Origin of the sequence: Pseudomonas fragi (assembly GCF_002269505.1) — a bacterium.
GTDB lineage: Bacteria > Pseudomonadota > Gammaproteobacteria > Pseudomonadales > Pseudomonadaceae > Aquipseudomonas > Aquipseudomonas fragi_D.
Genome location: NZ_NQKQ01000033.1, coordinates 1 through 25,074, shown reverse-complemented (window position 1 = coordinate 25,074; position 25,074 = coordinate 1). Strand labels below are relative to the sequence as shown.

Below are 25,074 nucleotides of genomic sequence, written 5' to 3'. Positions count from 1 at the left end.
CGTTGCAGTTTATTGCGCGGGGGTTACGCAAGGCGCAGGGCTAGCAGGTCGTGTACCAGCGGCTCCAGGTGCAGATCGTTGACCTGCACCACCTGTGCGATCAGCGTCGCTGGCCACTGCTGCAATCCACCGCAAGCGCCGAGCATGGCGCCGAGGATGGCGGCAATGGTATCGGTGTCGCCGCCAATGCTGGCGGCCATGCACAGGGCATCGAAGCTGTTCAGTGTGCCATCCGCGACTCGCTGTGCGAGGGCAAAGGCGACCACCACGGATTCCTGGGAGGCGACCGAAGTGCCAATCACGTCATAGAGCAGGTCGCCAATATTATCGGGGTTGCACGCGCTGCTTGCCTGTCTGGCCCAGCGGATGCGCGGCCCCATGCGGCCCCCGGCAACCCAGTGGCCGTGGTGCTCGGCGATAAAAGCCATTTCGGTGCCAGTATTGAGGGCTTGCTCAAGCTTTTTACCGTTGATGCCACTGGAGACCACCGCGGCCACTGCGGCTGCACTGGCAATCCCCAGGCTGGTGTTGTGCGTGACCTGGCAGGCTTGCACTACAGCATGGACGAAGCGTTCCGGTTGATTGATATCGCTGGCGATGCCCACCGGGGCAATACGCATGGCGGCGCCGTTGGTGGTGCCATAGCGGCCTGACTCGGCGGGGCTGTGGCCAGCGAGGATCATCTCGATAGCGCGTTTGGTCGAAGGCCCGAGCAAATCTTGCGAGCCCTTGGCCTGCATGCCCGATTCCCAACTGATCAGGCGTCGGGCAAGCTGGTCAGGGTCAATATGGCCGTTGCCCGCCACCAGCAATTGCCCGACCAGAATCGCCTGCTCGGTGTCGTCGGTGATTGAGCCCGCGGGCATGTTTGGCGCAATGGGCTGATCGGCCGCAGCGTTCTCAAGGGTGGTGATGTGGCCAAACCGGGCCTGAATCTGCCCGCGACTGAACGCCTGGGTGGGCATGCCCAGGGCGTCACCCAGGGCAAGGCCGTACAGTGCGCCAAGGGCGTGATCAGTCGGCGTCATGTCGGTGTGCCAAACGCGTGGTACATACGAAAGTGCACAGGGTCCAGCCAGCTTTCAACCATTTCCATAAAGCGTCCGTGGCGGTCATAGGTGGTGCGTAGCGCCTTGAGAAAAACTGTCCCGGCAGGGCGGCCGAGCAACAGTGCGTCTTGTTCGTTGAGTGGCTCGGCGCCAATCCACTGGTCGCCGCGATCGCCGACAAAGCCGTAGGCCGCCAGCGTGATGGTGAGTGAGTCGTCAATCAGTCCGACACGGGGCAGACCTTCGAGGCCACCTGTTGCGGGCATGAGTGAGCGCTCCAGGGAAATCGCAGTGCCATCATCGCGGCGACGGCGACGCTCCAGAATTACGAACTGGCTCAAGCCGAACTGATGGAGCAAGTCCGGGCGTTCTATGCACTGCAGTCTCAGCAGTTCAGTGTGAATACGCGCACCGGTGCTGGCCAGGGCCTGTGTCCAGCCGTTTTTCTGGTCAAGGGTAATACCGTCATAAGTAACGATGGCGCCACCCTCACTGCGCTTGGCAATATATTTTCGCCTTTCCAGTTCGGCCAGGGCTGCACGCAACGTGCTTTGGCTGACACGCAGTTCCTGGGCTAATTGGTCTTCTCCCGGCAGTAGGTGGCCATCTGCCAGAAGTCCGCTTTCGATGCGGTGGACGAGTTCGTCGACCACCCGTTGTTTTTTATTGAATCGAACCTGTTTGATCATGCCAAAAGTAATAGCTCAGCATTGTCGGTTCGGCAATATTTACCCTTCGAAACAAGCCCTTGATGATGGACTGAAGGTATCCCCGGACAGGATCGGGAAACACCTTGAGCCGCCACTGTGTGCAGGGCTCAAGGCAGGCGCAGGCAGGGTAGTTGTCAACCGCAGGCTTTGAGGTTGACCGGGCCAACGAACTCGTTGCCACGGCCCATCACGCAGGCAACCGCCTGGTTGCGCTGACGTTCCCAGGCTTGTGCCGGGTAGGTTTTATTCCAGGCTTCGTAAAGTTGGCGATCCTGTTTTGACAGGCGCAAGTTGTATTGCTTGCTCATGTAAAAGTAGGTGCGCGCGATCATCCCGCGAATGGAGGGGCGGGGCATGACCTTTTTGGACTTGAAATCGACCTGTGTCAGGCACGAGCCATATTGGCCCTTTTGCTCGGGCAACCAGCCGAAACTGAAGTTGCTGCGGTCTCCATTGACTTCACCGATGCTGGGCACCAGGTTGTGCAGGTCGGCTTCCGCGACCATGTACACCGGGTCGTTACGTGTGCAGTTCTTTCGCCCGCCACTTTGCCAGCATTGGCGCTGGTGACCGATCTGCCAGGCGGGAACGATATGCTCCCACTCGATACGCGCGGCACGGTTGGCATTTTTACGCGGGATGTAACCGCAGGCTTTCAGGTCGACACGGTTGCCAGTGTATTTGCAACCGCAGTAGAACTCGGTGGACTGCGGCGCGTAGAGCTTCCAGGCAACCTTCTTGGCTTCGCTGAAGGTTTCAGGGGCCGCGGCCTGTGCACTTGAAACGGTGAAAAGACCGAGCAGTAGCAGTAAACAAACCCTCATTGACTCAGTCTTCCTCAAGCACGGTCCAGAAAACATTTACGCCGCCATCATCACGATGGGCGACGGTAACGTTATCGTTTTCGGAGATTTCTTCGAGCAGGCGTTCCCAGAACTCCGGGTTATCGCCTTCGAGTCGCTCAAGTACTGCCATTTTGTCTTTTTGCGCTTTGGGCGAACTGATGATTTTTTGTATACGCGTGCCGAAAATTTCGTAGGGGCTCGGTGGGGTCGGCTCTTTCGCCGCTTTTTTAGCCATGATGCGATCCTTGGTGTGCTGTATGCGCATACAGTATTTAACTGCGCCACATTTGGCAACTGTTTGGTGCAACTGCGGTTGTGCCTCAGCTTTTGTCCAGCCAATAAAAAGGCCGCCTCCCACAGGGGAGGCGGCCTTGCTTGTTCAGCGCATCAAGGCGTCAAGCAAGCACTCAGTATTCCCAGAAGATGCGTTGCAGTTCTTTGCTGTCCTGGGTCTTGGTCAGAGCGACCATTGCCAGGATGCGTGCTTTTTGCGGGTTCAGGTCATGGGCAACAACCCAGTCGTTTTTGTCGTCAGGCTGTTCTGCGTTACGCAGTACGAAGCCGCCGCTATTTACGTGGGAAGAACGAATGATTTGTACGCCATCCTTACGCAGTGCCTGCAGGGTAGGCACTACGCTGGAGGACACTGAACCGTTGCCGGTGCCTGCGTGGATGATGGCTTTGGCGCCGGACTGTGCCAGTGCCTTGTAGGCGGTGTCGTCCACATTGCCGTAGGAGTAGGCGATGCCTACGTTTGGCAGGCTTTTGATGTTCTTGATGTCGAACTCGGAATCCATGGTGTGGCGCTTGGCTGGCAAGCGGAACCAGTAGGACTTGCCTTCAACGACCATGCCCAGCGGGCCCCATGGGCTTTTGAAGGCTTCGGTCTTGATGTTGATCATTTTGCTGACATCACGGCCGGACTGGATTTCGTCGTTCATGGTGACCAGCACGCCTTTGCCGCGTGCCTCTTTGCTGCCGGCAACGGCAACGGCGTTGTACAGGTTCAGCATGCCATCAGCCGACATGGCGGTGCCCGGGCGCATGGAGCCGACTACCACAATGGGCTTGTCGGTTTTTTCGACCAGATTCAGGAAGTAGGCGGTTTCTTCCAGGGTGTCGGTGCCGTGGGTGATTACAATACCGTCGACATCCTTGCTGTCAGCCAGCTCGGCTACCCGGCGGCCCAGCTGCAGCAGGTTTTCGTTGGTGATGCTCTCGGATGCGATTTGCATCACTTGCTCGCCGCGCACGTTGGCCAGTTGGCTCAACTCGGGGACGCCGGCGATCAGTTTGTCGATACCGACTTTGGCGGCAGTGTAAGTGGCGCTGTTGGCAGCGCTGGCGCCTGCACCGGCGATAGTCCCGCCAGTGGCCAGAATGATCACGTTGGGCTTGCTGACAGCCTCTTGCGCATGAGCTGCTGGCAGTGCCAGCAGAAGGGCCAGTGCACCCGGAACAAAGCTTTTCAATACAGCACTTTTCATTGTTTTTTCTCTTATTAGTGAGTGTGCCGATGGATGCACACTCTGCACGGCATGTGCCATTTATTGGTCATGCGTCGAGATAGAAAAGCACTATTTGTGCCAGTAAGAGAAGAGCCAAGAGGCATACATAACGTATTGATTTATTAGCATTTATTTCAGTGACTGGCGCTCTGGAAAACACGTCGGACGGTTTTCCGAACGAAAGTGGTTTTTTTGTTCGGAGAGTCGAATGCCAGACTGTTTTCCTGCGGGTCTTTTTTCACGTTGACAAATAACGGATGGCTTTCCATAGTTAGGGCCTAGCAAACGTTTGCGCCGCTTTTTTGAGGGTGTATTTCCAGGCACTCACACATAGTTTGATGCCAGTCATACAGCTTTTGGTGTTCAAGCGTGTGCGAGCTGGACGTTACTCACAATAATCATAAGATCGGAGTTACCCCCATGAAGCTGCCATTTGCTGGACGCCTCCTTGCTGTCGCCATGCTGGCTGCGGCATCCCTTACCCTCCCTGTCGCGCATGCCGATACGGCACAAAAACCCAAAGTCGGGCTGGTGATGAAATCGTTGGCAAACGAGTTCTTTGTCACCATGCAAAAGGGTGGCGAAGACTATCAAAAGGCCAATTCGGCCAGTTTCGACCTGATTTCCAACGGGATCAAAAATGAAACTGATACGGCAGGTCAGATCGACATTATCAATCAGATGATCATTGCCAAGGTCGATGCGCTGCTGATTGCACCTGCGGACTCCAAGGCGCTGGTGTCAGCGATCAAAAAGGCCAGTGATCGCGGTATTGTGGTGGTCAATATCGACAACCAGCTCGACCCCCAGGTGCTGAAAGGCAAAGGGCTCGACGTGCCGTTTGTAGGGCCTAACAACAGGCAGGGTGCGCGTGAGGTTGGCGAGTATCTGGCCACCAGGCTGCAGGCCGGCGATGAGGTCGGGATCATCGAGGGCGTATCGACCACCACCAATGCGCAAATGCGCACGGCTGGTTTCAAGGATGCGATGAGCGCCGCCGGGATGAAAATTGTGCCGGTGCAGTCGGGCAACTGGGAAATCGACGGTGGCAACAAAGTCGCGGCAGGCATGCTCAGCGAGTATCCGAACCTGAAGGCCATCCTGGCGGGCAATGACAGCATGGCACTGGGCGCAGTCTCGGCTATTCGTGCCGCAGGCAAGGTCGGCAAGGTGCAAGTGGTCGGCTATGACAACATCGATGCGATAAAGCCCATGCTCAAGGATGGCCGCGTGCTGGCGACCGCCGATCAGGCTGCCGCCAAGCAGGCGGTTTATGGCATCGAAACGGCGCTCAAACTGGTCAGAAAAGAGCCGGTTGAAAACCTCAAGGACGGTGTCATCGACACCCCTGTCGAGCTGGTCATCAACAAGTAATCCCACTCGCTGTCACAGGCACTTGCCCGGTCGGGCAGGTGCCCGGAGAACTCTCATGTCTGCTCCTGATGCCAGCGTGGTCCTCACGGTCAGCGGGATTGGTAAAACCTACACGCAGCAGCCGGTCCTGGCCGGTATCGAACTGTCGCTGCAACGCGGCGAAGTGCTGGCCCTGACCGGTGAAAACGGCGCCGGTAAAAGCACGCTGTCGAAGATTATCGGTGGCCTGGAGCTGCCGACTCTGGGGCACATGCAATTCAATGGCCAGGCCTATGCCCCGGGCAGTCGTGCACAGGCCGAGCAGTTGGGTGTGCGCATGGTCATGCAGGAACTGAACCTGCTGCCCACGCTGACGGTGGCGGAAAACCTGTTTCTGGACAAGTTGCCCGGGCGCATGGGCTGGATCAGCCGCAAGCAGTTGCGCAAGGCGGCCATTGAGGCCATGAGCCAGGTGGGTCTGGAGGCGATTGACCCTGACACCCTGGTCGGGGAGTTGGGGATTGGCCATCAGCAGATGGTCGAGATTGCGCGCAACCTGATTGGCGATTGCCATGTGCTGATCCTCGATGAGCCCACGGCCATGCTCACCGCCCGTGAAGTTGAAATGCTCTTTGTGCAAATCGAACGGTTGCAGGCTCGTGGCGTGGCCATTGTGTATATCTCCCACCGACTTGAAGAGCTGGCGCGTGTGGCGCAGCGGATTGCCGTATTGCGCGATGGTTGTCTGGTATGCGTCGAACCCATTGCCAATTACAGCAGCGAACAGTTGGTCAACTTGATGGTGGGTCGCGAGCTGGGGGATCAACTGGATTTGGGCGTGCGAACCTTGGGTGAAACAGCGCTTGAAGTCTGTGGTATCAGCCGCTCGGACAAGGTGCGGGATGTATCGTTTAAAGTCAGAAAAGGCGAAATTTTCGGTATTTCCGGGCTGATCGGGGCTGGGCGCACCGAGCTGTTGCGGTTGATCTACGGTGCCGACGTGGCCGACAGCGGCACGGTTGCAGTGGGCGCTCCCGTGCAGGTGGTGACTGTTCGTTCCCCTGCAGATGCCGTGCGGCAGGGCATCGCGCTGATTACCGAGGACCGCAAGGGCGAAGGCTTGCTGCTGACCCAGTCGATCAGCGTCAACATCGGTCTGGGCAACATGGATCGCATCTCCAGCAGTGGCCTGGTCAACGCTACGCAGGAGGCCGCACTGGCCCGGCGGCAGATAGACGCCATGGGCATCCGCAGCAGCGGCCCGGAACAAGTGGTGTCGCAACTGTCCGGTGGCAACCAGCAGAAGGTCGTCATTGGCCGCTGGTTGGAGCGCGACTGTTCGGTCTTGCTGTTCGATGAGCCCACGCGTGGTATCGATATTGGCGCCAAGTTCGATATTTACCGGTTGCTGGGCGAGTTGACACGCAAGGGCAAGGCGCTGGTGGTTGTATCGAGCGACCTTCGCGAGCTTATGTTGATTTGTGACCGCATCGGCGTGCTGTCTGCTGGCCGCCTGATCGATACGTTTGAGCGTGACAACTGGAGCCAGGAACAGTTGCTGGCGGCGGCTTTTGCCGGTTATCAAAAACGAGATGCGTTGCTCGCTGAAGCCACGCCAAAGGAAGCCTCATGAACGCTACCCGCGTGCCGCAAAAAAGTGCACATAACTATTACGCAATGGGCCCCTACCTCGGGTTGGCAGGCGCCTTGCTGGCCATGATCATCCTGTTTTCCAGCATCAGTGACCATTTTTTCTCTTATGACACCCTCAGCACGCTGGCCAACCAGATCCCCGACTTGATGGTGTTGTCGGTCGGCATGACTTTTGTGTTGATCATCGGCGGTATCGATCTGTCGGTGGGCTCGGTGTTGGCCCTGGCGGCGTCGGCGGTGAGCGTTGCGATTCTGGGCTGGGGCTGGGGTGTGATGCCTGCCGCGCTGCTGGGCATGTGTTGTGCAGCCCTCGCGGGTACGATTACGGGCTCCATTACGGTGGCCTGGAAAATCCCGTCTTTTATTGTCTCGCTAGGGGTGCTGGAAATGGCCCGGGGGGCGGCCTACCAGCTGACAGGCTCGCGTACGGCCTATATCGGCGACGCCTTCGCCTGGCTTTCCAATCCGGTGGCCTTCGGTATTTCGCCCGCGTTCATTATCGCCTTACTGATTATTGTCATCGCCCAGGCGGTGCTGACGCGCACGGTGTTCGGGCGTTATCTGATCGGCATTGGTACCAACGAAGAAGCGGTCCGCCTGGCTGGCATTAATCCAAAGCCCTACAAGATTTTGGTCTTTAGCCTCATGGGCTTGTTAGCCGGTGTGGCGGCGCTGTTCCAGATATCGCGCCTTGAGGCGGCAGATCCCAATGCCGGATCTGGTCTTGAACTGCAGGTTATTGCCGCCGTAGTGATTGGTGGTACCAGCTTGATGGGTGGGCGCGGCTCGGTTATCAGCACGTTTTTTGGTGTGCTGATTATTTCAGTGTTGGCCGCGGGGCTGGCTCAAATCGGCGCGACGGAGCCGACCAAGCGTATTATTACCGGTGCTGTCATTGTGATAGCAGTGGTATTGGATACTTACCGCAGTCAACGTGCACAGCGACGGAATTGAGCAATGGCAACGATTAAAGATGTCGCGGCAATGGCGGGCATTTCGTACACGACAGTTTCTCATGTTCTGAATAAAACTCGCCCGGTCAGTGAGCCCGTGCGCTTGAAGGTTGAGCAAGCCATTGCGCACCTGGAGTATGTACCCAGCGCTGTAGCACGTTCGCTCAAGGCCAAGACCACGGCGACTATCGGCCTGTTGGTGGCCAATAGCCTGAACCCGTACTTTGCCGAGCTGGCGCGCGGTATCGAGGATTACTGTGAGCGTAACAACTACTGCGTGATCCTGTGCAACTGTGATGATGACCCGGTCAAGCAGCGCAATTACCTGCGGGTACTGCTTGAAAAGCGCGTGGACGGGCTGGTGGTCGCTTCATCCGCGGGCGACCTTGGGCTGGCCAGCGGCCTGGTCGGGGTGCGCACGCCGATGGTGATTGTCGATCGCAGCCTTGAAGGTGTTGAGGCCGACCTGGTGTGCATCGATCACGAGCTGGGAGCTTATCTGGCCACGCAGCACTTGCTCGATCTGGGGCATCGTGCGATTGCCTGCATTGGCGGGCCCGCCGCCACCCGGGTTGCGCAGTTGCGTATGGCCGGGTATCGGCGCGCGCTGGAGGAGGCAGGTGTGACGCCTAGCGCTCACTGGATGGTCGAAAGCGACTTCAGCAGTGTCGGTGGCTACAGCGCGGCGGTCAGCCTGCTGCAGCACAACCCGCCCTCGGCCATTTTTGCCTGCAACGACATGATGGGCATCGGCGTATTGCGAGCGGCAGCCGAGCGCAATATCCGTGTGCCACAGCAGTTGTCGGTGATTGGCTTTGATGACGTACAGATGAGCCGTTATGTCTATCCGTCGCTGACGACCGTCGGGCAGTCGATTCTGCAATTGGGCGAGATGGCGGCCCAGTTGTTGTTGCGCCGTATTGCCGAACCCGAGCGGGCGGTGGAGCAGCGGATCGTCAAGCCCGACATTGTGCTGCGCGAGTCCACCAGGGCGTATGCGCAAGTGCCGTTGAAATCCCCCCAAACAATCACTGGATGAGTGTCGATACATGCAAGCGAATGTTGTGGTTGCAGGCAGTCTGAATATGGATCTGGTCACACGTACCGAAAGATTGCCGCGCCCGGGGGAAACGGTATTCGGCCAGTCCTTTGCCACCGTGCACGGTGGCAAAGGAGCGAACCAGGCGGTGGCCGCGTCGCGCCTGGGTGCGCGGGTGGCAATGCTCGGCTGTGTCGGCGACGACGCCTATGGCGTGCAGTTGCGCGACGGCTTGCAGGCTGACCGGGTGGATTGCCAGGCGGTACGCACCGTGCCTGGCAGTGCCAGCGGCGTGGCACTGATCACGGTGGATGCCCGCAGCCAGAACACCATTGTGGTTGTGCCCGGGGCCAATGGCTGCCTTGAACCGAAAGATATCCGCGCGTTCGATCACGTCTTGCAAGGCGCAGATGTGTTCGTTTGCCAGCTTGAAGTGCCGATGGAAACAGTCGGTTGCATGCTCGTGCGTGGCCGTGAGCTGGGCAAGGTGGTGATCCTCAACCCCGCGCCGGTCAGTGGCCCGCTGCCCGGGCACTGGTATGGCGCCATCGACTATCTGATCCCGAATGAGAGCGAAGCGTCGGCGCTCAGCGGTGTGGCAGTTGACTGCCTTGAGTCGGCCGGGCGGGCTGCTCGCCGATTGATCGAGCTGGGCGCGGGCAAGGTGATTGTCACCCTGGGTGCGCAGGGGGCGTTGTTTGTCAGCGCCCGCCGAGTCATGCACTTTGCCGCGCCCAAGGTCGAGGCGGTGGATGCCACGGCGGCGGGCGATACATTTGTCGGCGGTTTCTCTGCTGCCCTGGCGGCGGGTATGGAGGAAGACGATGCGATCCGCTTTGCGCAGGTTGCCGCGGCGTTGTCGGTCACTCGGGCGGGGGCCCAGCCCTCTATTCCATTGTTGCGTGATGTTGAGGGTTTCAAGGCACCATGAAAAAAACACCGTTACTTAATATTGCCTTGTCGCGGCTGGTTGCGTCGCTGGGGCATGGCGACATCGTGGTGATTGCCGATGCCGGTTTGCCGGTGCCCAAGGGCATCGAACTGATTGATCTGGCCCTGACACAAGGTGTGCCTGATGTTGCCAGCACGTTGCGCACCTTGCTCAGTGAGATGCAGGTGCAAAGCCACGTGCTCGCCACGGAGTTGTTACAAGCGCCATGCCCGGCGTTGTCATGTATTGACGAGCAGGCGGGCAAGGGCGAGTTGGGCTCCAGGAGCCTGCTCACCCATAATGCTTTCAAGGAACTATGCCTGCAGGCAAAAGTGATTGTTCGTACGGGAGAGTGTCGCCCGTACTGCAACATTGCCTTGGTCGCAGGCGTGACTTTTTAGATACCAAACCAGGGAGTTGTCATGCCACGTTTTACCCGGATTTTTCAGCCATTGATCAGGAGTGTCTTGTTCGTGTCCGCCATCACCATGTCGAGTGTTCAAGCTGCCGACAAGATCGATTTGATCATCGACACGGACCCGGGCGCCGATGATGTGGTCGCTCTGCTGCTGGCACTGGCCTCACCCGAGCAATTGCAGGTGCGCGCCATTACCACCGTGGCGGGCAACGTGCGACTCGACAAGACCTCGCGCAATGCCCGGCTGGCCCGGGAGTGGGCGGGGCGCGAAGACGTACCGGTGTATGCCGGGGCGCCCAAGCCATTGGTGCGCACGCCGATTTACGCCGAGAATATCCACGGCCAGGAAGGCGTCACAGGGGTGCCTGTGCATGAGCCTGCCAAAGGGCTCGAAACCGGCAATGCGGTCAATTATCTGATTGATACTTTGCGTGCAGCCAAGCCTGGCAGCGTGACCATTGCCATGCTCGGCCCGCAGACAAACCTGGCCCTGGCCTTGATTCAGGCCCCTGAAATCACCCAGGGGATCAAGGAAGTCGTGGTCATGGGCGGTGCCCATTTCAATGGTGGCAATATCACTCCGGTCGCCGAGTTCAACCTTTATGCGGATCCGCATGCGGCGGATGTGGTGTTGAAGAGCGGGGTAAAACTGACCTATGTGCCACTGGATGTGACTCACAAGATCCTCACCAGCGAGGCGCGTCTGAAGCAGATCGCTTCGCTGGGCAATACGGCCGGGAAACTGGTGGGCGATATTCTCAATGAGTATGTCAAAGGCGACATGGCGCACTACGGATTGCCTGGCGGCCCTGTTCACGATGCCAGTGTGATTGCCTACTTACTCAATCCGGCGTTGTTTTCCGGGCGCGAAGTCAACCTGGTCGTTGATACTCGCGAAGGGCCGACCTTTGGCCAGACCATCCCGGACTGGTACAACACGTTGAACCAGCCCAAAAATGCCTTTTGGGTCGAAAATGGCGACGCGCAGGGCTTTTTCGACTTGCTCACCGCGCGTCTGGGCCGGCTGAAGTGAGTTGAGGCGACGCGCCGTTATGTCAGCCTGGCAGGTTCGGTCTGTTTGTACTTTTCGAACACCTGGCTGACAAACGCGCGGGCTGCTTCGGTGCCCAGCTCTCTGACCAAAAGGTCGATGCCGATAATGGCCAGCTCTTCAGGGCTGCCAGGGCTGTATGAGCATTGTCCTTGATGCCACTTGGCCTTGATATCTGCATCGATGCTGACTGTTGTCATGGGGTGCTCATGGGAAAGGGGCGTGAAAAGGCGATTTTAGCAAAAAGTCGCCGTTTCGCTATGAACAGAGCGAAGTAAATATTGCTTTTATGCACGTCCCAATGCCCATGACCCCCTGGCCGCGTGCCACACTTGCACTTTTTTAGGAGCGGTGCGGGCCATGCAAATTGATCTAAGCAACCCTGAGGGCTTTACTCTTGGCGCTGTGCGTCAGTTGCTGGCCTCGGCCAGTGACGATGTTCATACCCAGTTGCGCGTGACCAAAACGGGTGTTGCCTATATTTCTTCGGGAGTTGTAGGAGGCGTCGATACCGACGGTCTGCTGTTCAGGCTGGAGACTTGGGCGGCAGGTTCTGGCTATGTCGGAAAAGTTGCAGCAAGCGACGAGGTCTGGGTCATGCAGATTTTCAATGCCCTCAAGGACAACTGGCCCAATCCGCCGTTCGATTACATTGATGTTTACTAATGCCAACACATATTTGGCAATGATTGTGGGCGTACGGTAAAAACCGGCTCGGGCACACTTGCCGGGGCTGGCCAATCAGGGGGGCGCTATCAGGCGCCATGCAACCTATGTGCGAAAAAGCTGTCGCAAGGGTTCAGACTATTCATCTTAAGGAGGCTTCATGTCTTGGAAGCTAGTGTCATTGGGTTCGTTGTTGGCGGTCTTGGCGCTGTCCGGGTGCAGCACCGCAAGTTCGGTCAAGGAGCCTGTTGCTGACGCAGGGCATAGCCGTTGCGATGCTAAATCAGCAGCATTTGCAGTCGGTCAAAAAGCTTCGGCGCAGCTTTTGGAGCAGGCCCGTATCAAGGCTGGTGCGCAGAACGCACGTATTTTGATGCCGCATGACGTGATGACGCTTGAGTACCGCTCTGACCGTCTCAATCTCAATGCAGACGACTCTGGCATCATTACCCGGGTTAACTGCGGCTAACCTGGCCTGATATTGCATCAGGCATAAAAAACCCCGTCACATGGACGGGGTTTTTTTGTTCGAGGGAGATTTACTCCGGACGAACCTGTGCAGCTTGCATACCCTTTTGGCCTTTCTCAGCCACGAAGGAAACGGTTTGGCCTTCTTTCAGGCTTTTGAAACCGTCGCTTTCGATAGCTTTGAAGTGTACGAACAGGTCGTCACCGCCACCTTGAGGAGTGATGAAGCCGAAGCCTTTTTCATCGTTGAACCATTTTACGGTGCCGGTTTGGCGATTAGACATGGTGTATCTCCAAGAAACTTATATTTTCAGTAGTACTGTGCTGCTCAGGCCAACTGGGCACACCGAGGTATCATAGTCGAAATGTGCGCTTTGGGAGCCCCCCTGAGCTACAGAATGCTGCAATGTTAACGCCCTTCTGCTCTTCGAAACGCTCGAAACCCCCGGTTTATGGGGGTTTGAGGGCTAAAGGAAGTTAGAAAAAAAGCAGTCGAGAATCAATATTTTTTACGCGAAAGAGCGTTTTTGGCTGTTTTTACTCCCGGCAAGGCTCAAATCGACCTTGAACGCAGAGGTTATTTTTTGGCCCGGCAGGCCTGAATTGCATCCAGAGCCCGGGTACGAAGCTCTGCACTAGGCTGGGTGGTCTTGCTCATCAGCTGTGTGATCTCGGCTGTCGTAAACTTCTCTGACAGTTTGTCCGCGCCGCATGCGCAATGCTGCTGGGCAGTTTTTGCGTCAACACTTTGGCTGGCTGCCGCTACGCAGTCCTTCATGTAGTCTTTTTTGGCGCCGGCCGGCCAGTTGTCGGCCTGGGCGCTCAGGGGTAGCAGCAGCGCCAGTGGGGCTGCGAAGGCGAGTAAGCGGATCGTGCGCATAAGATGCTCCTTGTAGGCATTAAGACCGAGTGTGTATCACTGAGTATCTGAGAGGTTAGTGCAGCTCAAGTTCACCCTTTTGTAAAAAACCCCGCTTTATCGCCGATGCAGGGCAGGGTGGGCAACAGGCGCCCTCCATCTGTGCTAGCATGCCGCCCTTGGCTATTTTGTGCATGTGCGTGTTCCTTGATCCGCACTGCAGTGCCATTAACCTTTTTGATTTGAACTCCAGTCACTCTGGTTCGGTTTTCGGTTGGCCGCAAGGCTCCTGCCACTGTGAGGCAGGCATACCACCGAATCGCGTACTGGCTCATCCCAACCCACGTGACCTTTGGTAGGGGTCACCACTAGGAGAGGAGGCGCCATGCCAACTATTACTCTTCCCGACGGCAGTCAACGCTCTTTCGATCATCCAGTCTCCGTAGCCGAGGTTGCCGCTTCAATTGGCGCGGGCCTGGCAAAAGCCACCGTGGCCGGCAAGGTCAACGGCAAGCTGGTAGATGCCTGTGACCTGATTGAAAACGACGCCACCCTGCAAATCATCACGCCCAAGGACGAAGAGGGGCTGGAGATCATTCGTCACTCTTGCGCCCACCTGGTCGGCCATGCGGTGAAGCAGCTGTTTCCGACGGCCAAAATGGTTATCGGTCCGGTTATCGATGAAGGCTTCTACTACGATATCGCCTATGAGCGTCCGTTCACCCCGGATGACATGGCCGCTATCGAGCAGCGCATGCAGCAGCTGATCGAAAAAGACTACGACGTCATCAAAAAAGTGACTCCGCGTGCCGAAGTCATTGAGCTGTTTTCTTCCCGTGGCGAAGACTACAAGCTGCGCTTGATCGAAGACATGCCGAACGAACAGGCCATGGGTTTGTACTTCCATGAAGAGTACGTCGACATGTGCCGTGGCCCTCACGTGCCCAACACGCGCTTCCTGAAGTCGTTCAAGCTGACCAAGCTGTCGGGCGCCTACTGGCGTGGCGATGCCAAGAACGAGCAGCTGCAGCGTATCTACGGCACGGCTTGGGCTGACAAAAAGCAGCTGGCGGCATACGTCCTGCGCATTGAAGAAGCTGAAAAGCGCGATCACCGTAAAATCGGCAAACGTCTTGGTCTGTTTCACACCCAGGAAGAAGCCCCGGGCATGGTGTTCTGGCACCCTAATGGCTGGACGCTTTATCAGGTGCTTGAGCAGTACATGCGTAAAGTGCAGCGCGAAAACGGTTATCTGGAGATCAAGACTCCCCAGGTAGTAGATCGCAGCTTGTGGGAAAAGTCCGGGCACTGGGCCAACTACGCCGACAACATGTTTACGACTCAGTCGGAAAGCCGCGATTACGCGATCAAGCCGATGAACTGCCCTTGCCACGTGCAAGTGTTCAATCAGGGCCTGAAAAGCTACCGTGAGCTGCCACTGCGTCTGGCAGAATTTGGCGCTTGCCATCGTAATGAGCCGTCGGGTGCCTTGCACGGCATCATGCGTGTTCGAGGCTTTACGCAGGACGATGCGCATATTTTCTGCACTGAAGAGCAGATGCAGGCCGAGTCTGCTGCCTTTATCAAGCTGACGCTGGATGTGTACGCAGACTTCGGGTTCAAGGACATTGAACTCAAGCTGTCGACGCGTCCTGAAAAGCGCGTTGGTTCTGATGAGCTGTGGGATCGCGCTGAAAGCGCACTGGCTTCAGCCCTTGATAGCGCTGGCCTGGCTTATGATTTGCAGCCGGGCGAGGGTGCCTTTTACGGGCCCAAGATTGAATTTTCTCTGAAAGATTGTCTGGGTCGTGTCTGGCAATGTGGTACCCTGCAGCTCGATTTCAACCTGCCGATCCGTCTTGGCGCAGAATATGTGTCTGAAGACAACAGTCGCAAGCAACCCGTTATGCTGCACCGTGCGATCCTCGGATCGTTCGAACGCTTCATCGGAATTCTGATTGAGCATTACGAAGGTGCGTTCCCTGCGTGGCTAGCGCCGACTCAGGCAGTGATCATGAATATCACTGACAAACAGGCAGATTTTGCTGCAGAAGTTGAAAAAACTCTCAATCAGAGCGGATTTCGTGCCAAGTCTGACTTGAGAAATGAAAAGATCGGCTTTAAAATCCGCGAGCATACTTTGCTCAAGGTTCCTTATCTCTTGGTTATCGGAGATCGGGAAGTCGAGATGCAGACTGTCGCTGTGCGTACACGTGAAGGTGCTGACCTGGGCTCGATGCCCGTCGCGCAATTCGCTGAATTCCTCGCACAAGCGGTTTCCCGGCGTGGTCGCCATGATTCGGAGTAATTATTATTAAGCGTGAAATGAGACAAGATAAACGAGCTGCACCGAAAGCCCCGATCAACGAGAATATCTCTGCACGCGAGGTTCGGTTAATTGGGGCTGAAGGCGAGCAGCTTGGGATTGTGTCAATTGAAGACGCGCTTCTTAAAGCTGAAGAGGCCAAACTGGATTTGGTGGAAATTTCCGCTGATGCAGTACCCCCAGTTTGCAAGCTGATGGACTACGGCAAATCTATCTTCGAAAAGAAGAAACAGGTTGCTGCTGCAAAGAAAAACCAGAAACAGATTCAGGTTAAAGAAATCAAGTTTCGTCCAGGGACGGAGGAAGGGGATTACCAGGTAAAACTGCGCAACCTGGTACGTTTCCTGAGTGATGGGGACAGGGCCAAGGTATCGTTACGATTCCGCGGCCGTGAGATGGCCCACCAGGAGCTGGGTATGGAACTGTTGAAGCGGGTTGAAGCTGACCTTGCTGAATACGGGACCGTCGAACAGCATCCTAAGATGGAAGGACGCCAACTGATTATGGTCATCGCCCCGAAAAAGAAGAAGTAATCACTAGGGCACGGCAGGCCTTTTGATTATGTTTATCAACTGAATGCGGAGTACCGAACATGCCAAAGATGAAAACTAAGAGTGGTGCTGCTAAGCGGTTTCTGAAAACTGCTAACGGCATCAAGCACAAGCACGCTTTCAAGAGCCACATCCTGACCAAAATGTCGACTAAGCGTAAGCGTCAATTGCGCGGTAGCAGCTTGCTGCATCCGTCTGACGTGGCAAAAGTGAAGCGCATGCTGCGCCTTTGCTAATTTCGGTCAAGAATAGAGGAAGTAACTCATGGCTCGTGTAAAGCGTGGCGTTGTCGCCCGTAAACGTCACAAAAAAATTCTGAAACTGGCTAAAGGCTACTACGGCGCACGCTCACGCGTATTCCGTGTTGCCAAGCAAGCGGTAATCAAGGCAGGCCAATACGCCTACCGTGACCGTCGTCAGAAAAAACGTCAGTTCCGCGCTCTGTGGATCGCTCGTATCAACGCTGGTGCACGTATCAACGGTCTGTCTTACAGCCGTTTCATCGCCGGCCTGAAAAAAGCTTCCATTGAGATCGACCGTAAGGTTCTGTCTGATCTGGCAGTGAACGAAAAAGCGGCGTTTGCTGCGATTGTCGAGAAAGCTAAAGCCACCTTGGCTTAAGTATCCCCGACATTCACCTGGGCTTGCCTGTGTGAGCCCAGGTGCTAAACGTCTTAAATAGGGGAAGAGCCTTCAAGCTCTTCCCCTATTTTGTATCTGGAGTCTGTACATGGAAAACCTGGATGCGCTGGTCTCTCAAGCACTAGAGGCTGTGCAAAGCGCTGAAGATATCAATGCCCTGGAGCAAATCCGGGTTCAATACCTTGGCAAAAAGGGTGAATTGACTCAGGTGATGAAGACCCTGGGCAATCTGCCGGCAGAAGAGCGTCCGCAGGTGGGTGCTCTGATCAACGTTGCCAAGGAACGTGTCACAGAGGTTCTCAATGCGCGCAAGGCACTGTTTGAAGAGGCTGATCTAGCCGCCAAACTGTCTGCCGAGTCCATTGACGTGACCCTGCCTGGCCGTGGCCAGACCTCTGGCGGTCTGCATCCGGTAACCCGGACTCTGGAACGTATCGAACAGTTCTTTACCCACATTGGCTACGGCATCGCCGAAGGCCCTGAGGTCGAAGACGACTATCACAACTTCGAGGCGCTCAACATCCCAGGCCATCACCCGGCCCGGTCGATGCATGACACCTTCTATTTCAATGCCAACATGTTGTTGCGCACCCATACCTCGCCGGTACAGGTCCGCACCATGGAATCCAAGCAGCCGCCGATCCGCATTGTCTGCCCGGGCCGTGTGTATCGTAGCGACTCCGATATCACCCATTCGCCGATGTTCCACCAGGTAGAAGGCCTGCTGGTCGATCGCGATATCAACTTCGCGGACCTGAAAGGGACCATCGAAGAGTTCCTGCGGGTGTTCTTCGAAAAAGAACTGGCCGTGCGTTTCCGCCCATCCTACTTCCCGTTCACCGAGCCTTCCGCTGAAGTGGATATGGAATGCGTGATGTGCAGCGGTAAAGGCTGCCGTGTCTGCAAGCAGACAGGCTGGCTGGAAGTCATGGGCTGCGGCATGGTCCATCCGAACGTGCTGCGCATGTCCGGGATCGATCCGGAAGAGTTTTCGGGCTTTGCCTTCGGCATGGGCGTTGAGCGTCTGGCCATGCTGCGTTACGGCGTGAACGACTTGCGTCTGTTCTTCGACAACGACTTGCGGTTCCTTGCGCAATTTCGCTAGTCGTAACGAATTCTTAGGAGAGCAGGATGAAATTCAGTGAACAATGGCTGCGTGGTTGGGTAAACCCGCAGGTAGGTCGCGACGAGCTGGTTGCTCGTCTGTCGATGGCCGGTCTTGAGGTCGACAGCGTAACGCCGGCCGCCGGTGTTTTCAGTGGTGTGGTGGTGGGCGAGGTGCTGAGCACCGAGCAGCACCCTGATGCCGACAAGCTTCGCGTTTGCCAGGTCAGCAATGGTTCCGAGACTTTTCAGGTCGTTTGCGGTGCACCTAATGTGCGTCCGGGCCTGAAGATTCCGTTTGCCATGATCGGTGCTGAACTGCCGGGCGACTTCAAGATCAAGAAGGCCAAGCTGCGTGGCGTCGAGTCCAACGGCATGCTGTGCTCGCAAGCAGAGCTGCAAGTGGGCGAGGGCAACGACGGTCTGATGGAGCTGCCGGCCGATGCGCCGGTGGGTGAAGACATTCGTGTGTACCTGGGGCTTGAAGACGCCAGCATCGAAGTCGATCTCACACCTAACCGTGGCGACTGCCTGTCCCTGGCAGGTCTGGCTCGTGAAGTGGGCGCTTTGTACAACGCCCAGGTGACTCGCCCTGTTGTTGTGCCAGTGCCTGCGATACACGAAGAAGTGCGTCCGGTTGAAGTGCTGGCACCTGCCGCATGCCCGCGCTATCTGGGTCGGGTAATCCGCAATGTCGACCTGTCCCGGCCGACCCCGCTGTGGATGGTTGAGCGCCTGCGTCGCGCCGACGTGCGCAGCATCGATGCCGCTGTAGACATTACCAACTATGTCATGTTGGAACTGGGTCAGCCGTTGCACGCGTTTGACCTTGCCGAGATCAATGGCGGCATTCGTGTGCGCATGGCCGAAGAAGGCGAGAAGCTGGTATTGCTCGACGGCCAGGAAGTCTCCCTGCGCAGCGACACGCTGGTCATCGCAGACCATACCCGTGCCTTGGCCATTGCCGGCGTCATGGGTGGCGAGCACAGTGGTGTGACGGGCAAGACCCGTGATGTGTTCCTTGAAAGTGCTTTCTTCGATCAAATCGCCGTTGCTGGCAAGGCCCGCTCCTACGGCCTGCACACCGATGCTTCGCACCGTTACGAGCGTGGCGTGGACTGGAAGCTGGCCCGTGAAGCCATGGAGCGCGCCACTGGCCTGCTGCTGGAAATCACTGGTGGCGAAGCTGGCCCGATCGTTGAAACCGTCAGCGAGCAGTATCTGCCGTCGATTGCACCGATCACATTGCGTGCAGCGCGTATCAGCCAGATGCTCGGCATGGAAATGGATGCGGCGGAAGTTGAGCGTCTGCTCAGCGCCCTGGGCCTGATCATCACCGCTGAAGGGGCAGGGCAATGGCGCGTAGAAGTGCCAAGCCATCGCTTCGATATCAGCCTGGAAGTTGACCTGATCGAAGAGCTGGCTCGCCTGTACGGCTACAACCGCCTGCCGGTTCGTTATCCGCAAGCTCGCCTGGCACCACAAGCCAAAGCTGAAGCGCGTAGCGACCTCCCGGAGTTGCGTCGTTTGCTGGTCGCTCGTGGTTATCAGGAAGCGATTACCTACAGCTTCATCGACCCGAAACAGTTCGAACTGTTTAGCCCGGGTGTTGAACCGCTTTTGCTGGCCAACCCGATTTCAAACGACATGGCCGCCATGCGTGCCTCGTTGTGGCCAGGCCTCGTCAAGTCATTGCAGCACAACCTGAACCGTCAGCAAGATCGCGTTCGCCTGTTTGAAAGCGGCCTGCGCTTTGTCGGCCAGCTTGAAGGTCTCAAGCAAGAGCCGATGCTGGCGGGTGTGGTTTGCGGCAGCCGTCTGCCTGAAGGTTGGGCTCAAGGTCGTGATGTAGTCGACTTCTTCGACGTCAAGGCTGATGTAGAAGCGGTGCTCGGTTTTGCCGGTGCACTGGACGCCTTCACCTTTGTGCCGGGCAAGCATCCTGCCCTGCATCCGGGGCAGACAGCACGAATTGAGCGTGACGGTCGCGAAGTGGGCTACGTTGGTGCCATCCATCCTGAGCTGTCAAAAAATCTTGGCCTTGACCGCCCAGTGTTTGTTTTTGAACTGGTTCTGGCAGAAGTGGCCCTGGGCAAAATGCCTAAATTCCACGAGTTATCGCGCTTTCCTGAAGTGCGTCGTGACCTGGCGTTGTTGGCCGATCGTGACGTTGCAGCCAGTGCAGTACTGGATGTAATTCGTGAAAATGCAGGCGAATGGCTCACGGACCTAAGGTTATTTGATGTTTACCAGGGTAAAGGCATTGATCCGCATAGAAAAAGCCTTGCAGTTGGCTTGACCTGGCAGCATCCATCGCGCACTCTTAATGACGATGAGGTGAACGCCACAACGCAAAACATCCTCACCTCGCTCGAACAAAGGTTGAACGCCACGCTAAGGAAGTGACGTATGGGGGCTCTGACAAAAGCTGAGATGGCGGAACGTCTTTATGAGGAATTGGGCCTGAATAAACGCGAAGCCAAAGAATTGGTTGAGCTGTTTTTTGAAGAAATCAGGCACGCTCTTGAAGACAACGAGCAGGTCAAACTGTCAGGTTTTGGCAACTTTGATCTGCGTGACAAGCGACAGCGGCCTGGCCGCAATCCGAAAACGGGAGAAGAAATCCCGATCACGGCTCGCCGTGTAGTCACTTTTCGTCCAGGGCAGAAGTTGAAGGCCCGAGTAGAGGCTTATGCTGGAACCAAGTCATAACGACGAGCTCCCGCCGATCCCTGGCAAACGCTACTTCGCCATTGGCGAAGTCAGCGAGCTGTGTGGTGTAAAACCGCATGTGCTGCGCTATTGGGAACAAGAATTTCCTCAGCTCAACCCCGTAAAACGTCGCGGAAACCGCCGGTATTATCAGCGCCAGGATGTGCTGATGATCCGGCAGATTCGAGCGTTGCTTTATGATCAAGGCTTCACCATTGGCGGGGCGCGCTTGCGGCTTTCTGGTGATGAAGCCAAAGATGACACGACGCAGTACAAGCAGTTAATTCGGCAAACGATTAGCGAGCTTGAAGATGTTTTGCAGGTCCTGAAAAAGTAACCAAAGCTTTTAAAATACTTCCGTATTTCAAAAGCTTAAGGTATATTTCTCGACGTTCTAGCAAGTTATAACGCCTAGTCGGGGCGTAGCGCAGTCCGGTAGCGCACTAGCATGGGGTGCTAGGGGTCGAGTGTTCGAATCACTCCGTCCCGACCATATTCTGTAAGGGGATCAAGTACTTAGGTGCTTGATCCCCTTTCTCGTTTCTGGCCTGCGCAAAACTGGCGCAAAATGCGCGCAAAACTATCCGGTGATTTCACTGATATTCAGGTCTGGAATCGCATCCGACCAGATCACATCGGCGTGGTCTTTCTGGTAATTTTTGGTCATGGTCTCGCTGGCATGGCCTGCAATGGTTTGACCATCTTTTCCGGCTTTTTTGTACAGGTGCAACGACAGCGCGCGCACTTCGTGAAAGCCCGGCATTTCCTCTTCTTTCCAATCTGCGTAACAGCCTGCCAGGTCTCGTGCATCTTTGAAGGCTTGGGTCAGGTAGCGTTCTTCAATCTTGGTCCAGTGCTCTTTTGTCTGGGCCTGTTTCTGTAGCAGTCGTTGTGGCTTACGATGAATCAGGAAGGGGGACGCGATATTGTCCTGGCAGCGGGTTATGACGGTCTGCAGTTCGTCAGTCACCTTGAAACGAATCCACGCGGTATCACTGGCCTTGGCTGTCTTCTTTTGTACCAGGTACAGAAACCCATCACGCACTCCGTCAAAGCGCATGTCCAGAATGTCTGAGCGCCGCTGAGCAGTGATCAGTGCCAAGTCGATGGCGTTGCGCAGCCAGGGTGGGGCCACCTCCCTGATCGCCTTCAGGCCTTCCACGGTATGGCGTTTGCGTTGCTTCTTCTCGATACGGTTGATGGTGCTCGATGCCGGGTTATCCGGGCATAAGCCTTTGGACGCGGCATGATTGAAAATGTCCACCAGCAGGGCGCGGCTTTGATTGGCACTCCTGGGGGTCAGTGTGTCCAGTAACTCGGCAACCATGCGTATGGTTATTTGATCGACGGCTTTGCCCTCGAAATACTTTCGAAAGCGTCTGAAGTGAACGGCGTACAACCCGAGCGTACCCTTGGCCAGCTCGCGCGGTGGCAATATCTCGGCTTCGTATTTATCCAGAAAGCCAGCAAAGGAGCCCGACGGATTACCTATGACGGAACGGAAGAGATCGGCGCCTTGCATAAAGGCCAGGTTGAGCTGTTTTGCGGCATCAATGGCCCTGATCCGGTCGGTGCCGAATTGAAACCACTTACCGTCGCTGGGGCGACGGTAGCGGTAGGTCGAGCGCCGTGGATCAAAGTACAGGTTCTGCGGCAGGTGCTTGTTCGCACTGTTGCGTGGCCGAGGAGCCATCAGGCAACTCCTCTTAGCACCATAGCGACCAGATCGTTGCCGTCAGCTATGTTCAGTGCCTTCCAGTCCACATACCAGAGCGAGCCTATCTGCTCACCCGGCAGCTTTCCGTTGCGGATGTAATTACGGATGGCTTGTGAGCAGAGCGGTGTCCCGTTTTCGCCCCAGCGGCGGCGTTGGTATTCGCTAATCTTGATCAGCTCTTTACGCATGGTCATCCCCTTCAATAGCGGTGCCTGGGTGCGTATACCCCATCACAGGCTGCGCGGACGGGCGAGTGCTAGCGTTCAGCGGGGCACTAAGGTGGGCTGCCTTGCGCAGCTTTATGTGGGGTATAAGCACCCACGCAGTGGCGCAAAAAGCTTTAGTAATGCCTGCTGCTGCGCAGCAGAGACTGTTTTTTACAGGCGTGTCGATCCCGTTGGCGTTGCGGAGCAAAGCGGGCAGGGGCAAGCGGTTGGTCAGTAAGTGCGTCATGCCGCTTTTCTCCGGGTGCGGGGTTCGGGTTGATGCTTGCGGCCATCGGCCAGGCCGTTGCGGTAGCCGAGCCAATACAGCAAGGCCACGTTCAATATCAAAAAGATCAGCGCACAGATCTGGGTAGGGGTCATGTGGTGTGCTCCTGGTACAGCGCTGGTGGTGGCAGCGCCTGGCTAATCGTCTTGGTTCGGGGTATCGGTTTGTGACCTGGCCAGCTCTTCGTCAGCCTTGTACGCGCGGATATCGATCAGCGCGGCAACGTGCCGGATATGAGCGAACTTGGGGGCCTTGCGGCTGCTGTCGAGGGTGGTCACGGGCAATTGAATCCGGCCGCTGATGATCTCTGCTGCAAACGACTGCTCGTTGAGATGGCGGAAGTACTGCACGCGCAGCTTGTCGAGGGGGATCAGCACATCACCGAAGTTGCGATACAGCAGCTCTACGGTGGCCGCATCTGGTGCAGGCAATAGCCGCAGCGGGCTTTGGTTGGCATTACTCATGGGCTGGCGTACTCGCTTTCGGTGGGTGACGTGCCGGGTGGTTCCAGGCATTCAGGCAGTGGCGCTTGGTCAGCTCGCGCAAATGTTCCGGCACTTCAAGGAGCGCAGCGTTGCGCTCCTCGCGTGTCGGCATGGCCACGATCTGCCGAGCGTATTCCCTAGGCCACGTCACGGTGATCAGCCGGAATTGCTGGAAGGGCCAGGCCCAACTGCTCGGCCAGCCAAGCGATGCCGGGCTGACGTACCCGGGTTGATTGGCTGTATTGCATACCGAGTTCAGCGTGGAACCAGTTGCTGTCCTTTATCCGCAAATACTCGCGGTCCCGAACGGGGAAGGCCGGCAAGTTGCGCTCGTTGAGCAGACCTTTTTCACGCATCAACTTGATCAGCTTTGGCCGGGTAGTGCCCAGACAGGTGGCGGCTTTGGCGAGGGTACGTTCCATAACACCCCCTAAGCTGCGAGCGCGGCAGGAGCGGCCGACGCAACCAAGTGATCGAGCGACTGCAGCAGCCGGTTAAAGCTGTGCTGATCGTTGCCATAGGCTGTAAAGCACTGAGTGCGCGGGCAACTGTCGCCGGCGACGAGAATCGCCGTGATGCCTTTGCGGCTCTGCGTGCGATGCACTGCCAGGCTGACAGCCTCATCCAGACCGATATCGAGCTTCAGCGAGCCGCCTTGGCGTACCAGCTGGTGCAACTGTTCTTGTTGATGGGTATCCAGTAGCTGGCCGCGGTCGACAGATTCAGCATGCACGCGCGGTGTTGCCGGCTCGGCAGTGTCCATGCGGCCAGTGGCGATGGACTCAATAAAGTCAGCGAGCACCAGGTGCTTGTCTTTGTCGGCGTCGTTCACCGTCAGGCTGTGCTTCTCGTCGCCGGTAACAATGGTGAAAAGCGTGTTGGTGGAGCTACGCTCAACCTGCAGCACGAATATCAACGGAAGGTTGGTATTTTTGAAAATGCACGAGTGGTTAAACGTGCCGTTCAAATTGACCTGCGCAGCCAGCAGGCGAAGGGTTTTATCAGCCAAAGCAAACCGGTTCATGCTGCATGCCCCCCGTTGTTCGGATCGAATGGGGCAGGGTGCTTGCTGTGCGGGACCAGCCGGGGCTTGCGGTTGTGGAGGATGACCAGACAGCCGGTGGTGGCTTGCAGCTGCTCGATCAGTCGACGGTTACTGGCGCACGCTGGGTGGACGTGCAGGGTTGCTGTGGTGTGCATGGTGTTGCCTCGCTCTGTGGTGGGAGAGTGAGACAAATATCAACCAGTGGTTGCTATTAGTCAATAGGCGATCATTTTTCGATTAAGAGGGCTGGGTGATGGCTTATTGATACCTATGTGTTGCGAATTATGCTATTAAGCGCTTTGAATATATTAAAGAGAGATTGAAAGTGTCTAAGACTTTAGAATTTTATGAGAAAGACTTCGTTTCTGGATTGTTTCCAATGCAAACGAGTAAGTTACTCATTACGAGAAAGGAGAAGGATGAATCGCCCCTAGTTTCGTAGACACCTCCAAGCCTTAAAATGAGGCCCATTAGGAGGTGCCATGAGCAACCAGCGA

Annotated in this window: 33 protein-coding genes and 1 tRNA gene; 18 read left to right on the top strand and 16 right to left on the bottom strand. The window is 56.6% G+C overall.

Annotated features, from left to right (window positions below; translation table 11 throughout):
- Nucleotides 1-23 precede the first annotated feature (23 nt).
- The 5 genes from CJU81_RS21525 to CJU81_RS21505 all read right to left on the bottom strand — a co-directional run bounded on the left by CJU81_RS21525 (nucleotide 24) and on the right by CJU81_RS21505 (nucleotide 4,091).
- On the bottom strand, nucleotides 24-1,028 hold the full coding sequence (locus tag CJU81_RS21525; protein ID WP_095038169.1) for an ADP-ribosylglycohydrolase family protein: 1,005 nt from the start codon (nucleotides 1,026-1,028) through the stop codon (nucleotides 24-26).
- Nucleotides 1,025-1,738 (bottom strand): GntR family transcriptional regulator, encoded by a 714-nt coding sequence (locus CJU81_RS21520; protein ID WP_095038168.1) that lies wholly within the window; start codon nucleotides 1,736-1,738, stop codon nucleotides 1,025-1,027. Before CJU81_RS21520 ends, CJU81_RS21525 begins: the two co-directional genes overlap by 4 nt.
- Before the next feature lie 155 nt (nucleotides 1,739-1,893).
- On the bottom strand, nucleotides 1,894-2,583 hold the full coding sequence (locus tag CJU81_RS21515; protein WP_095038167.1) for an endonuclease: 690 nt from the start codon (nucleotides 2,581-2,583) through the stop codon (nucleotides 1,894-1,896).
- 4 nt (nucleotides 2,584-2,587) lie between these two features.
- Complete coding sequence (locus tag CJU81_RS21510; RefSeq protein WP_095001985.1) at nucleotides 2,588-2,839, bottom strand: DUF1654 domain-containing protein; 252 nt, start codon at nucleotides 2,837-2,839, stop codon at nucleotides 2,588-2,590.
- A 172-nt stretch (nucleotides 2,840-3,011) separates the two neighbouring features.
- Nucleotides 3,012-4,091, bottom strand: a complete 1,080-nt coding sequence (locus CJU81_RS21505) for an asparaginase (RefSeq protein WP_095038166.1) — start codon at nucleotides 4,089-4,091, stop codon at nucleotides 3,012-3,014.
- 441 nt (nucleotides 4,092-4,532) lie between these two features.
- Between CJU81_RS21505 and CJU81_RS21500 the strand changes: the two genes are divergently transcribed.
- The 7 genes from CJU81_RS21500 to CJU81_RS21470 are packed head-to-tail and all read left to right on the top strand — an operon-like array spanning nucleotide 4,533 to nucleotide 11,492.
- Nucleotides 4,533-5,486, top strand: coding sequence for a sugar ABC transporter substrate-binding protein (locus CJU81_RS21500; RefSeq protein ID WP_095038165.1), 954 nt, complete (start codon nucleotides 4,533-4,535; stop codon nucleotides 5,484-5,486).
- Nucleotides 5,487-5,541: 55 nt separating this feature from the next.
- Complete coding sequence (locus CJU81_RS21495) at nucleotides 5,542-7,098, top strand: sugar ABC transporter ATP-binding protein (RefSeq protein ID WP_095038164.1); 1,557 nt, start codon at nucleotides 5,542-5,544, stop codon at nucleotides 7,096-7,098.
- Entirely contained in the window at nucleotides 7,095-8,072 is a 978-nt protein-coding gene (locus CJU81_RS21490) for an ABC transporter permease (protein ID WP_095038163.1), read from the top strand. The genes CJU81_RS21495 and CJU81_RS21490 overlap by 4 nt, the downstream gene beginning before the upstream one ends.
- A 3-nt stretch (nucleotides 8,073-8,075) precedes the next feature.
- Nucleotides 8,076-9,110: a LacI family DNA-binding transcriptional regulator gene (locus tag CJU81_RS21485; protein WP_095038162.1), complete on the top strand. Its 1,035-nt coding sequence runs from the start codon at nucleotides 8,076-8,078 to the stop codon at nucleotides 9,108-9,110.
- Between the two features lie 10 nt (nucleotides 9,111-9,120).
- Nucleotides 9,121-10,041: a ribokinase gene (rbsK, locus tag CJU81_RS21480; RefSeq protein ID WP_095038161.1), complete on the top strand. Its 921-nt coding sequence runs from the start codon at nucleotides 9,121-9,123 to the stop codon at nucleotides 10,039-10,041.
- Nucleotides 10,038-10,442, top strand: a complete 405-nt coding sequence (rbsD, locus tag CJU81_RS21475; RefSeq protein ID WP_095038160.1) for a D-ribose pyranase — start codon at nucleotides 10,038-10,040, stop codon at nucleotides 10,440-10,442. The genes rbsK and rbsD overlap by 4 nt, the downstream gene beginning before the upstream one ends.
- Before the next feature lie 21 nt (nucleotides 10,443-10,463).
- Nucleotides 10,464-11,492, top strand: coding sequence for a nucleoside hydrolase (locus CJU81_RS21470; RefSeq protein ID WP_095038159.1), 1,029 nt, complete (start codon nucleotides 10,464-10,466; stop codon nucleotides 11,490-11,492).
- Nucleotides 11,493-11,509: 17 nt separating this feature from the next.
- Here CJU81_RS21470 and CJU81_RS21465 read toward each other — a convergent pair whose 3' ends face one another.
- The gene (locus CJU81_RS21465) at nucleotides 11,510-11,710 is read right to left on the bottom strand and encodes a hypothetical protein (protein WP_095028613.1); all 201 of its coding nucleotides are present in this window, start codon (nucleotides 11,708-11,710) and stop codon (nucleotides 11,510-11,512) included.
- Between the two features lie 160 nt (nucleotides 11,711-11,870).
- Between CJU81_RS21465 and CJU81_RS21460 the strand changes: the two genes are divergently transcribed.
- The gene (locus tag CJU81_RS21460) at nucleotides 11,871-12,176 is read left to right on the top strand and encodes a hypothetical protein (RefSeq protein WP_095038158.1); all 306 of its coding nucleotides are present in this window, start codon (nucleotides 11,871-11,873) and stop codon (nucleotides 12,174-12,176) included.
- 160 nt (nucleotides 12,177-12,336) lie between these two features.
- A complete protein-coding gene (locus CJU81_RS21455; protein ID WP_095028611.1) occupies nucleotides 12,337-12,645 on the top strand; it encodes an I78 family peptidase inhibitor in 309 nt (102 codons plus the stop codon).
- Between the two features lie 70 nt (nucleotides 12,646-12,715).
- Here CJU81_RS21455 and CJU81_RS21450 read toward each other — a convergent pair whose 3' ends face one another.
- Nucleotides 12,716-12,928: a cold-shock protein gene (locus tag CJU81_RS21450; RefSeq protein ID WP_003179963.1), complete on the bottom strand. Its 213-nt coding sequence runs from the start codon at nucleotides 12,926-12,928 to the stop codon at nucleotides 12,716-12,718.
- Nucleotides 12,929-13,221: 293 nt separating this feature from the next.
- The gene (locus CJU81_RS21445; protein WP_095028610.1) at nucleotides 13,222-13,524 is read right to left on the bottom strand and encodes a hypothetical protein; all 303 of its coding nucleotides are present in this window, start codon (nucleotides 13,522-13,524) and stop codon (nucleotides 13,222-13,224) included.
- Between the two features lie 364 nt (nucleotides 13,525-13,888).
- Here CJU81_RS21445 and thrS point away from each other — a divergent pair, with 364 nt between their 5' ends.
- The 9 genes from thrS (at nucleotide 13,889) to CJU81_RS21400 (ending at nucleotide 21,331) form a co-directional block, all read left to right on the top strand.
- Nucleotides 13,889-15,811: a threonine--tRNA ligase gene (gene thrS / locus CJU81_RS21440; RefSeq protein WP_095038157.1), complete on the top strand. Its 1,923-nt coding sequence runs from the start codon at nucleotides 13,889-13,891 to the stop codon at nucleotides 15,809-15,811.
- The gene (gene infC / locus CJU81_RS21435; RefSeq protein WP_169916631.1) at nucleotides 15,811-16,362 is read left to right on the top strand and encodes a translation initiation factor IF-3; all 552 of its coding nucleotides are present in this window, start codon (nucleotides 15,811-15,813) and stop codon (nucleotides 16,360-16,362) included. The genes thrS and infC overlap by 1 nt, the downstream gene beginning before the upstream one ends.
- Nucleotides 16,363-16,421: 59 nt before the next feature.
- On the top strand, nucleotides 16,422-16,616 hold the full coding sequence (gene rpmI / locus CJU81_RS21430; protein ID WP_003442181.1) for a 50S ribosomal protein L35: 195 nt from the start codon (nucleotides 16,422-16,424) through the stop codon (nucleotides 16,614-16,616).
- 28 nt (nucleotides 16,617-16,644) lie between these two features.
- A complete protein-coding gene (gene rplT, locus CJU81_RS21425) occupies nucleotides 16,645-17,001 on the top strand; it encodes a 50S ribosomal protein L20 (protein WP_003442184.1) in 357 nt (118 codons plus the stop codon).
- 109 nt (nucleotides 17,002-17,110) lie between these two features.
- Nucleotides 17,111-18,127 (top strand): phenylalanine--tRNA ligase subunit alpha, encoded by a 1,017-nt coding sequence (gene pheS / locus CJU81_RS21420; protein WP_048383162.1) that lies wholly within the window; start codon nucleotides 17,111-17,113, stop codon nucleotides 18,125-18,127.
- 26 nt (nucleotides 18,128-18,153) lie between these two features.
- On the top strand, nucleotides 18,154-20,532 hold the full coding sequence (gene pheT / locus CJU81_RS21415; RefSeq protein WP_095038156.1) for a phenylalanine--tRNA ligase subunit beta: 2,379 nt from the start codon (nucleotides 18,154-18,156) through the stop codon (nucleotides 20,530-20,532).
- Between the two features lie 3 nt (nucleotides 20,533-20,535).
- Complete coding sequence (ihfA, locus tag CJU81_RS21410) at nucleotides 20,536-20,838, top strand: integration host factor subunit alpha (RefSeq protein ID WP_002553164.1); 303 nt, start codon at nucleotides 20,536-20,538, stop codon at nucleotides 20,836-20,838.
- Nucleotides 20,819-21,175, top strand: a complete 357-nt coding sequence (locus tag CJU81_RS21405; protein ID WP_016781403.1) for a MerR family transcriptional regulator — start codon at nucleotides 20,819-20,821, stop codon at nucleotides 21,173-21,175. Before ihfA ends, CJU81_RS21405 begins: the two co-directional genes overlap by 20 nt.
- A 79-nt stretch (nucleotides 21,176-21,254) precedes the next feature.
- A tRNA-Pro gene (locus tag CJU81_RS21400) sits at nucleotides 21,255-21,331 on the top strand.
- 87 nt (nucleotides 21,332-21,418) lie between these two features.
- Here CJU81_RS21400 and CJU81_RS21395 read toward each other — a convergent pair.
- The 8 genes from CJU81_RS21395 to CJU81_RS21360 form a co-directional block, all read right to left on the bottom strand.
- The gene (locus CJU81_RS21395) at nucleotides 21,419-22,531 is read right to left on the bottom strand and encodes a phage integrase Arm DNA-binding domain-containing protein (RefSeq protein ID WP_095038155.1); all 1,113 of its coding nucleotides are present in this window, start codon (nucleotides 22,529-22,531) and stop codon (nucleotides 21,419-21,421) included.
- Nucleotides 22,531-22,743, bottom strand: coding sequence for a hypothetical protein (locus tag CJU81_RS21390; protein WP_095038154.1), 213 nt, complete (start codon nucleotides 22,741-22,743; stop codon nucleotides 22,531-22,533). The genes CJU81_RS21395 and CJU81_RS21390 overlap by 1 nt, the downstream gene beginning before the upstream one ends.
- A gap of 261 nt (nucleotides 22,744-23,004) precedes the next feature.
- Complete coding sequence (locus CJU81_RS24120; RefSeq protein ID WP_176464893.1) at nucleotides 23,005-23,142, bottom strand: hypothetical protein; 138 nt, start codon at nucleotides 23,140-23,142, stop codon at nucleotides 23,005-23,007.
- A gap of 42 nt (nucleotides 23,143-23,184) precedes the next feature.
- Nucleotides 23,185-23,511 carry a pyocin activator PrtN family protein gene (locus CJU81_RS21375; RefSeq protein WP_095038152.1) on the bottom strand — a complete coding sequence of 109 codons (327 nt, stop codon included), beginning with the start codon at nucleotides 23,509-23,511 and terminating at the stop codon, nucleotides 23,185-23,187.
- Nucleotides 23,504-23,644, bottom strand: coding sequence for a hypothetical protein (locus CJU81_RS24115; RefSeq protein WP_176464892.1), 141 nt, complete (start codon nucleotides 23,642-23,644; stop codon nucleotides 23,504-23,506). Before CJU81_RS24115 ends, CJU81_RS21375 begins: the two co-directional genes overlap by 8 nt.
- A gap of 25 nt (nucleotides 23,645-23,669) precedes the next feature.
- Nucleotides 23,670-23,954: a phage antirepressor KilAC domain-containing protein gene (locus CJU81_RS21370; protein ID WP_095038151.1), complete on the bottom strand. Its 285-nt coding sequence runs from the start codon at nucleotides 23,952-23,954 to the stop codon at nucleotides 23,670-23,672.
- Nucleotides 23,955-23,962: 8 nt separating this feature from the next.
- Nucleotides 23,963-24,556 carry a hypothetical protein gene (locus tag CJU81_RS21365; protein WP_095038150.1) on the bottom strand — a complete coding sequence of 198 codons (594 nt, stop codon included), beginning with the start codon at nucleotides 24,554-24,556 and terminating at the stop codon, nucleotides 23,963-23,965.
- The gene (locus CJU81_RS21360; RefSeq protein WP_095025797.1) at nucleotides 24,553-24,732 is read right to left on the bottom strand and encodes a hypothetical protein; all 180 of its coding nucleotides are present in this window, start codon (nucleotides 24,730-24,732) and stop codon (nucleotides 24,553-24,555) included. Before CJU81_RS21360 ends, CJU81_RS21365 begins: the two co-directional genes overlap by 4 nt.
- Nucleotides 24,733-25,074 lie beyond the last annotated feature (342 nt).

What these genes read in the sequence shown, in the direction of transcription:
- CJU81_RS21445 (WP_095028610.1), bottom strand. Translation starts at nt 13,524, where the DNA reads ATGCGCACGATCCGCTTACTCGCCTTCGCAGCCCCACTGGCGCTGCTG.
- rpmI (WP_003442181.1), top strand. Translation starts at nt 16,422, where the DNA reads ATGCCAAAGATGAAAACTAAGAGTGGTGCTGCTAAGCGGTTTCTGAAA.
- CJU81_RS24115 (WP_176464892.1), bottom strand. Translation starts at nt 23,644, where the DNA reads ATGCCGACACGCGAGGAGCGCAACGCTGCGCTCCTTGAAGTGCCGGAA.
- pheT (WP_095038156.1), top strand. Translation starts at nt 18,154, where the DNA reads ATGAAATTCAGTGAACAATGGCTGCGTGGTTGGGTAAACCCGCAGGTA.
- CJU81_RS21515 (WP_095038167.1), bottom strand. Translation starts at nt 2,583, where the DNA reads ATGAGGGTTTGTTTACTGCTACTGCTCGGTCTTTTCACCGTTTCAAGT.
- CJU81_RS21520 (WP_095038168.1), bottom strand. Translation starts at nt 1,738, where the DNA reads ATGATCAAACAGGTTCGATTCAATAAAAAACAACGGGTGGTCGACGAA.
- CJU81_RS21370 (WP_095038151.1), bottom strand. Translation starts at nt 23,954, where the DNA reads ATGGAACGTACCCTCGCCAAAGCCGCCACCTGTCTGGGCACTACCCGG.
- ihfA (WP_002553164.1), top strand. Translation starts at nt 20,536, where the DNA reads ATGGGGGCTCTGACAAAAGCTGAGATGGCGGAACGTCTTTATGAGGAA.
- CJU81_RS21505 (WP_095038166.1), bottom strand. Translation starts at nt 4,091, where the DNA reads ATGAAAAGTGCTGTATTGAAAAGCTTTGTTCCGGGTGCACTGGCCCTT.
- CJU81_RS21465 (WP_095028613.1), bottom strand. Translation starts at nt 11,710, where the DNA reads ATGACAACAGTCAGCATCGATGCAGATATCAAGGCCAAGTGGCATCAA.
- CJU81_RS24120 (WP_176464893.1), bottom strand. Translation starts at nt 23,142, where the DNA reads ATGACCCCTACCCAGATCTGTGCGCTGATCTTTTTGATATTGAACGTG.
- CJU81_RS21500 (WP_095038165.1), top strand. Translation starts at nt 4,533, where the DNA reads ATGAAGCTGCCATTTGCTGGACGCCTCCTTGCTGTCGCCATGCTGGCT.
- CJU81_RS21450 (WP_003179963.1), bottom strand. Translation starts at nt 12,928, where the DNA reads ATGTCTAATCGCCAAACCGGCACCGTAAAATGGTTCAACGATGAAAAA.
- CJU81_RS21470 (WP_095038159.1), top strand. Translation starts at nt 10,464, where the DNA reads ATGCCACGTTTTACCCGGATTTTTCAGCCATTGATCAGGAGTGTCTTG.
- thrS (WP_095038157.1), top strand. Translation starts at nt 13,889, where the DNA reads ATGCCAACTATTACTCTTCCCGACGGCAGTCAACGCTCTTTCGATCAT.
- CJU81_RS21395 (WP_095038155.1), bottom strand. Translation starts at nt 22,531, where the DNA reads ATGGCTCCTCGGCCACGCAACAGTGCGAACAAGCACCTGCCGCAGAAC.
- pheS (WP_048383162.1), top strand. Translation starts at nt 17,111, where the DNA reads ATGGAAAACCTGGATGCGCTGGTCTCTCAAGCACTAGAGGCTGTGCAA.
- CJU81_RS21405 (WP_016781403.1), top strand. Translation starts at nt 20,819, where the DNA reads ATGCTGGAACCAAGTCATAACGACGAGCTCCCGCCGATCCCTGGCAAA.
- rbsK (WP_095038161.1), top strand. Translation starts at nt 9,121, where the DNA reads ATGCAAGCGAATGTTGTGGTTGCAGGCAGTCTGAATATGGATCTGGTC.
- CJU81_RS21365 (WP_095038150.1), bottom strand. Translation starts at nt 24,556, where the DNA reads ATGAACCGGTTTGCTTTGGCTGATAAAACCCTTCGCCTGCTGGCTGCG.
- CJU81_RS21490 (WP_095038163.1), top strand. Translation starts at nt 7,095, where the DNA reads ATGAACGCTACCCGCGTGCCGCAAAAAAGTGCACATAACTATTACGCA.
- CJU81_RS21460 (WP_095038158.1), top strand. Translation starts at nt 11,871, where the DNA reads ATGCAAATTGATCTAAGCAACCCTGAGGGCTTTACTCTTGGCGCTGTG.
- CJU81_RS21360 (WP_095025797.1), bottom strand. Translation starts at nt 24,732, where the DNA reads ATGCACACCACAGCAACCCTGCACGTCCACCCAGCGTGCGCCAGTAAC.
- CJU81_RS21390 (WP_095038154.1), bottom strand. Translation starts at nt 22,743, where the DNA reads ATGCGTAAAGAGCTGATCAAGATTAGCGAATACCAACGCCGCCGCTGG.
- CJU81_RS21375 (WP_095038152.1), bottom strand. Translation starts at nt 23,511, where the DNA reads ATGAGTAATGCCAACCAAAGCCCGCTGCGGCTATTGCCTGCACCAGAT.
- rplT (WP_003442184.1), top strand. Translation starts at nt 16,645, where the DNA reads ATGGCTCGTGTAAAGCGTGGCGTTGTCGCCCGTAAACGTCACAAAAAA.
- CJU81_RS21495 (WP_095038164.1), top strand. Translation starts at nt 5,542, where the DNA reads ATGTCTGCTCCTGATGCCAGCGTGGTCCTCACGGTCAGCGGGATTGGT.
- CJU81_RS21525 (WP_095038169.1), bottom strand. Translation starts at nt 1,028, where the DNA reads ATGACGCCGACTGATCACGCCCTTGGCGCACTGTACGGCCTTGCCCTG.
- CJU81_RS21485 (WP_095038162.1), top strand. Translation starts at nt 8,076, where the DNA reads ATGGCAACGATTAAAGATGTCGCGGCAATGGCGGGCATTTCGTACACG.
- CJU81_RS21455 (WP_095028611.1), top strand. Translation starts at nt 12,337, where the DNA reads ATGTCTTGGAAGCTAGTGTCATTGGGTTCGTTGTTGGCGGTCTTGGCG.
- rbsD (WP_095038160.1), top strand. Translation starts at nt 10,038, where the DNA reads ATGAAAAAAACACCGTTACTTAATATTGCCTTGTCGCGGCTGGTTGCG.
- CJU81_RS21510 (WP_095001985.1), bottom strand. Translation starts at nt 2,839, where the DNA reads ATGGCTAAAAAAGCGGCGAAAGAGCCGACCCCACCGAGCCCCTACGAA.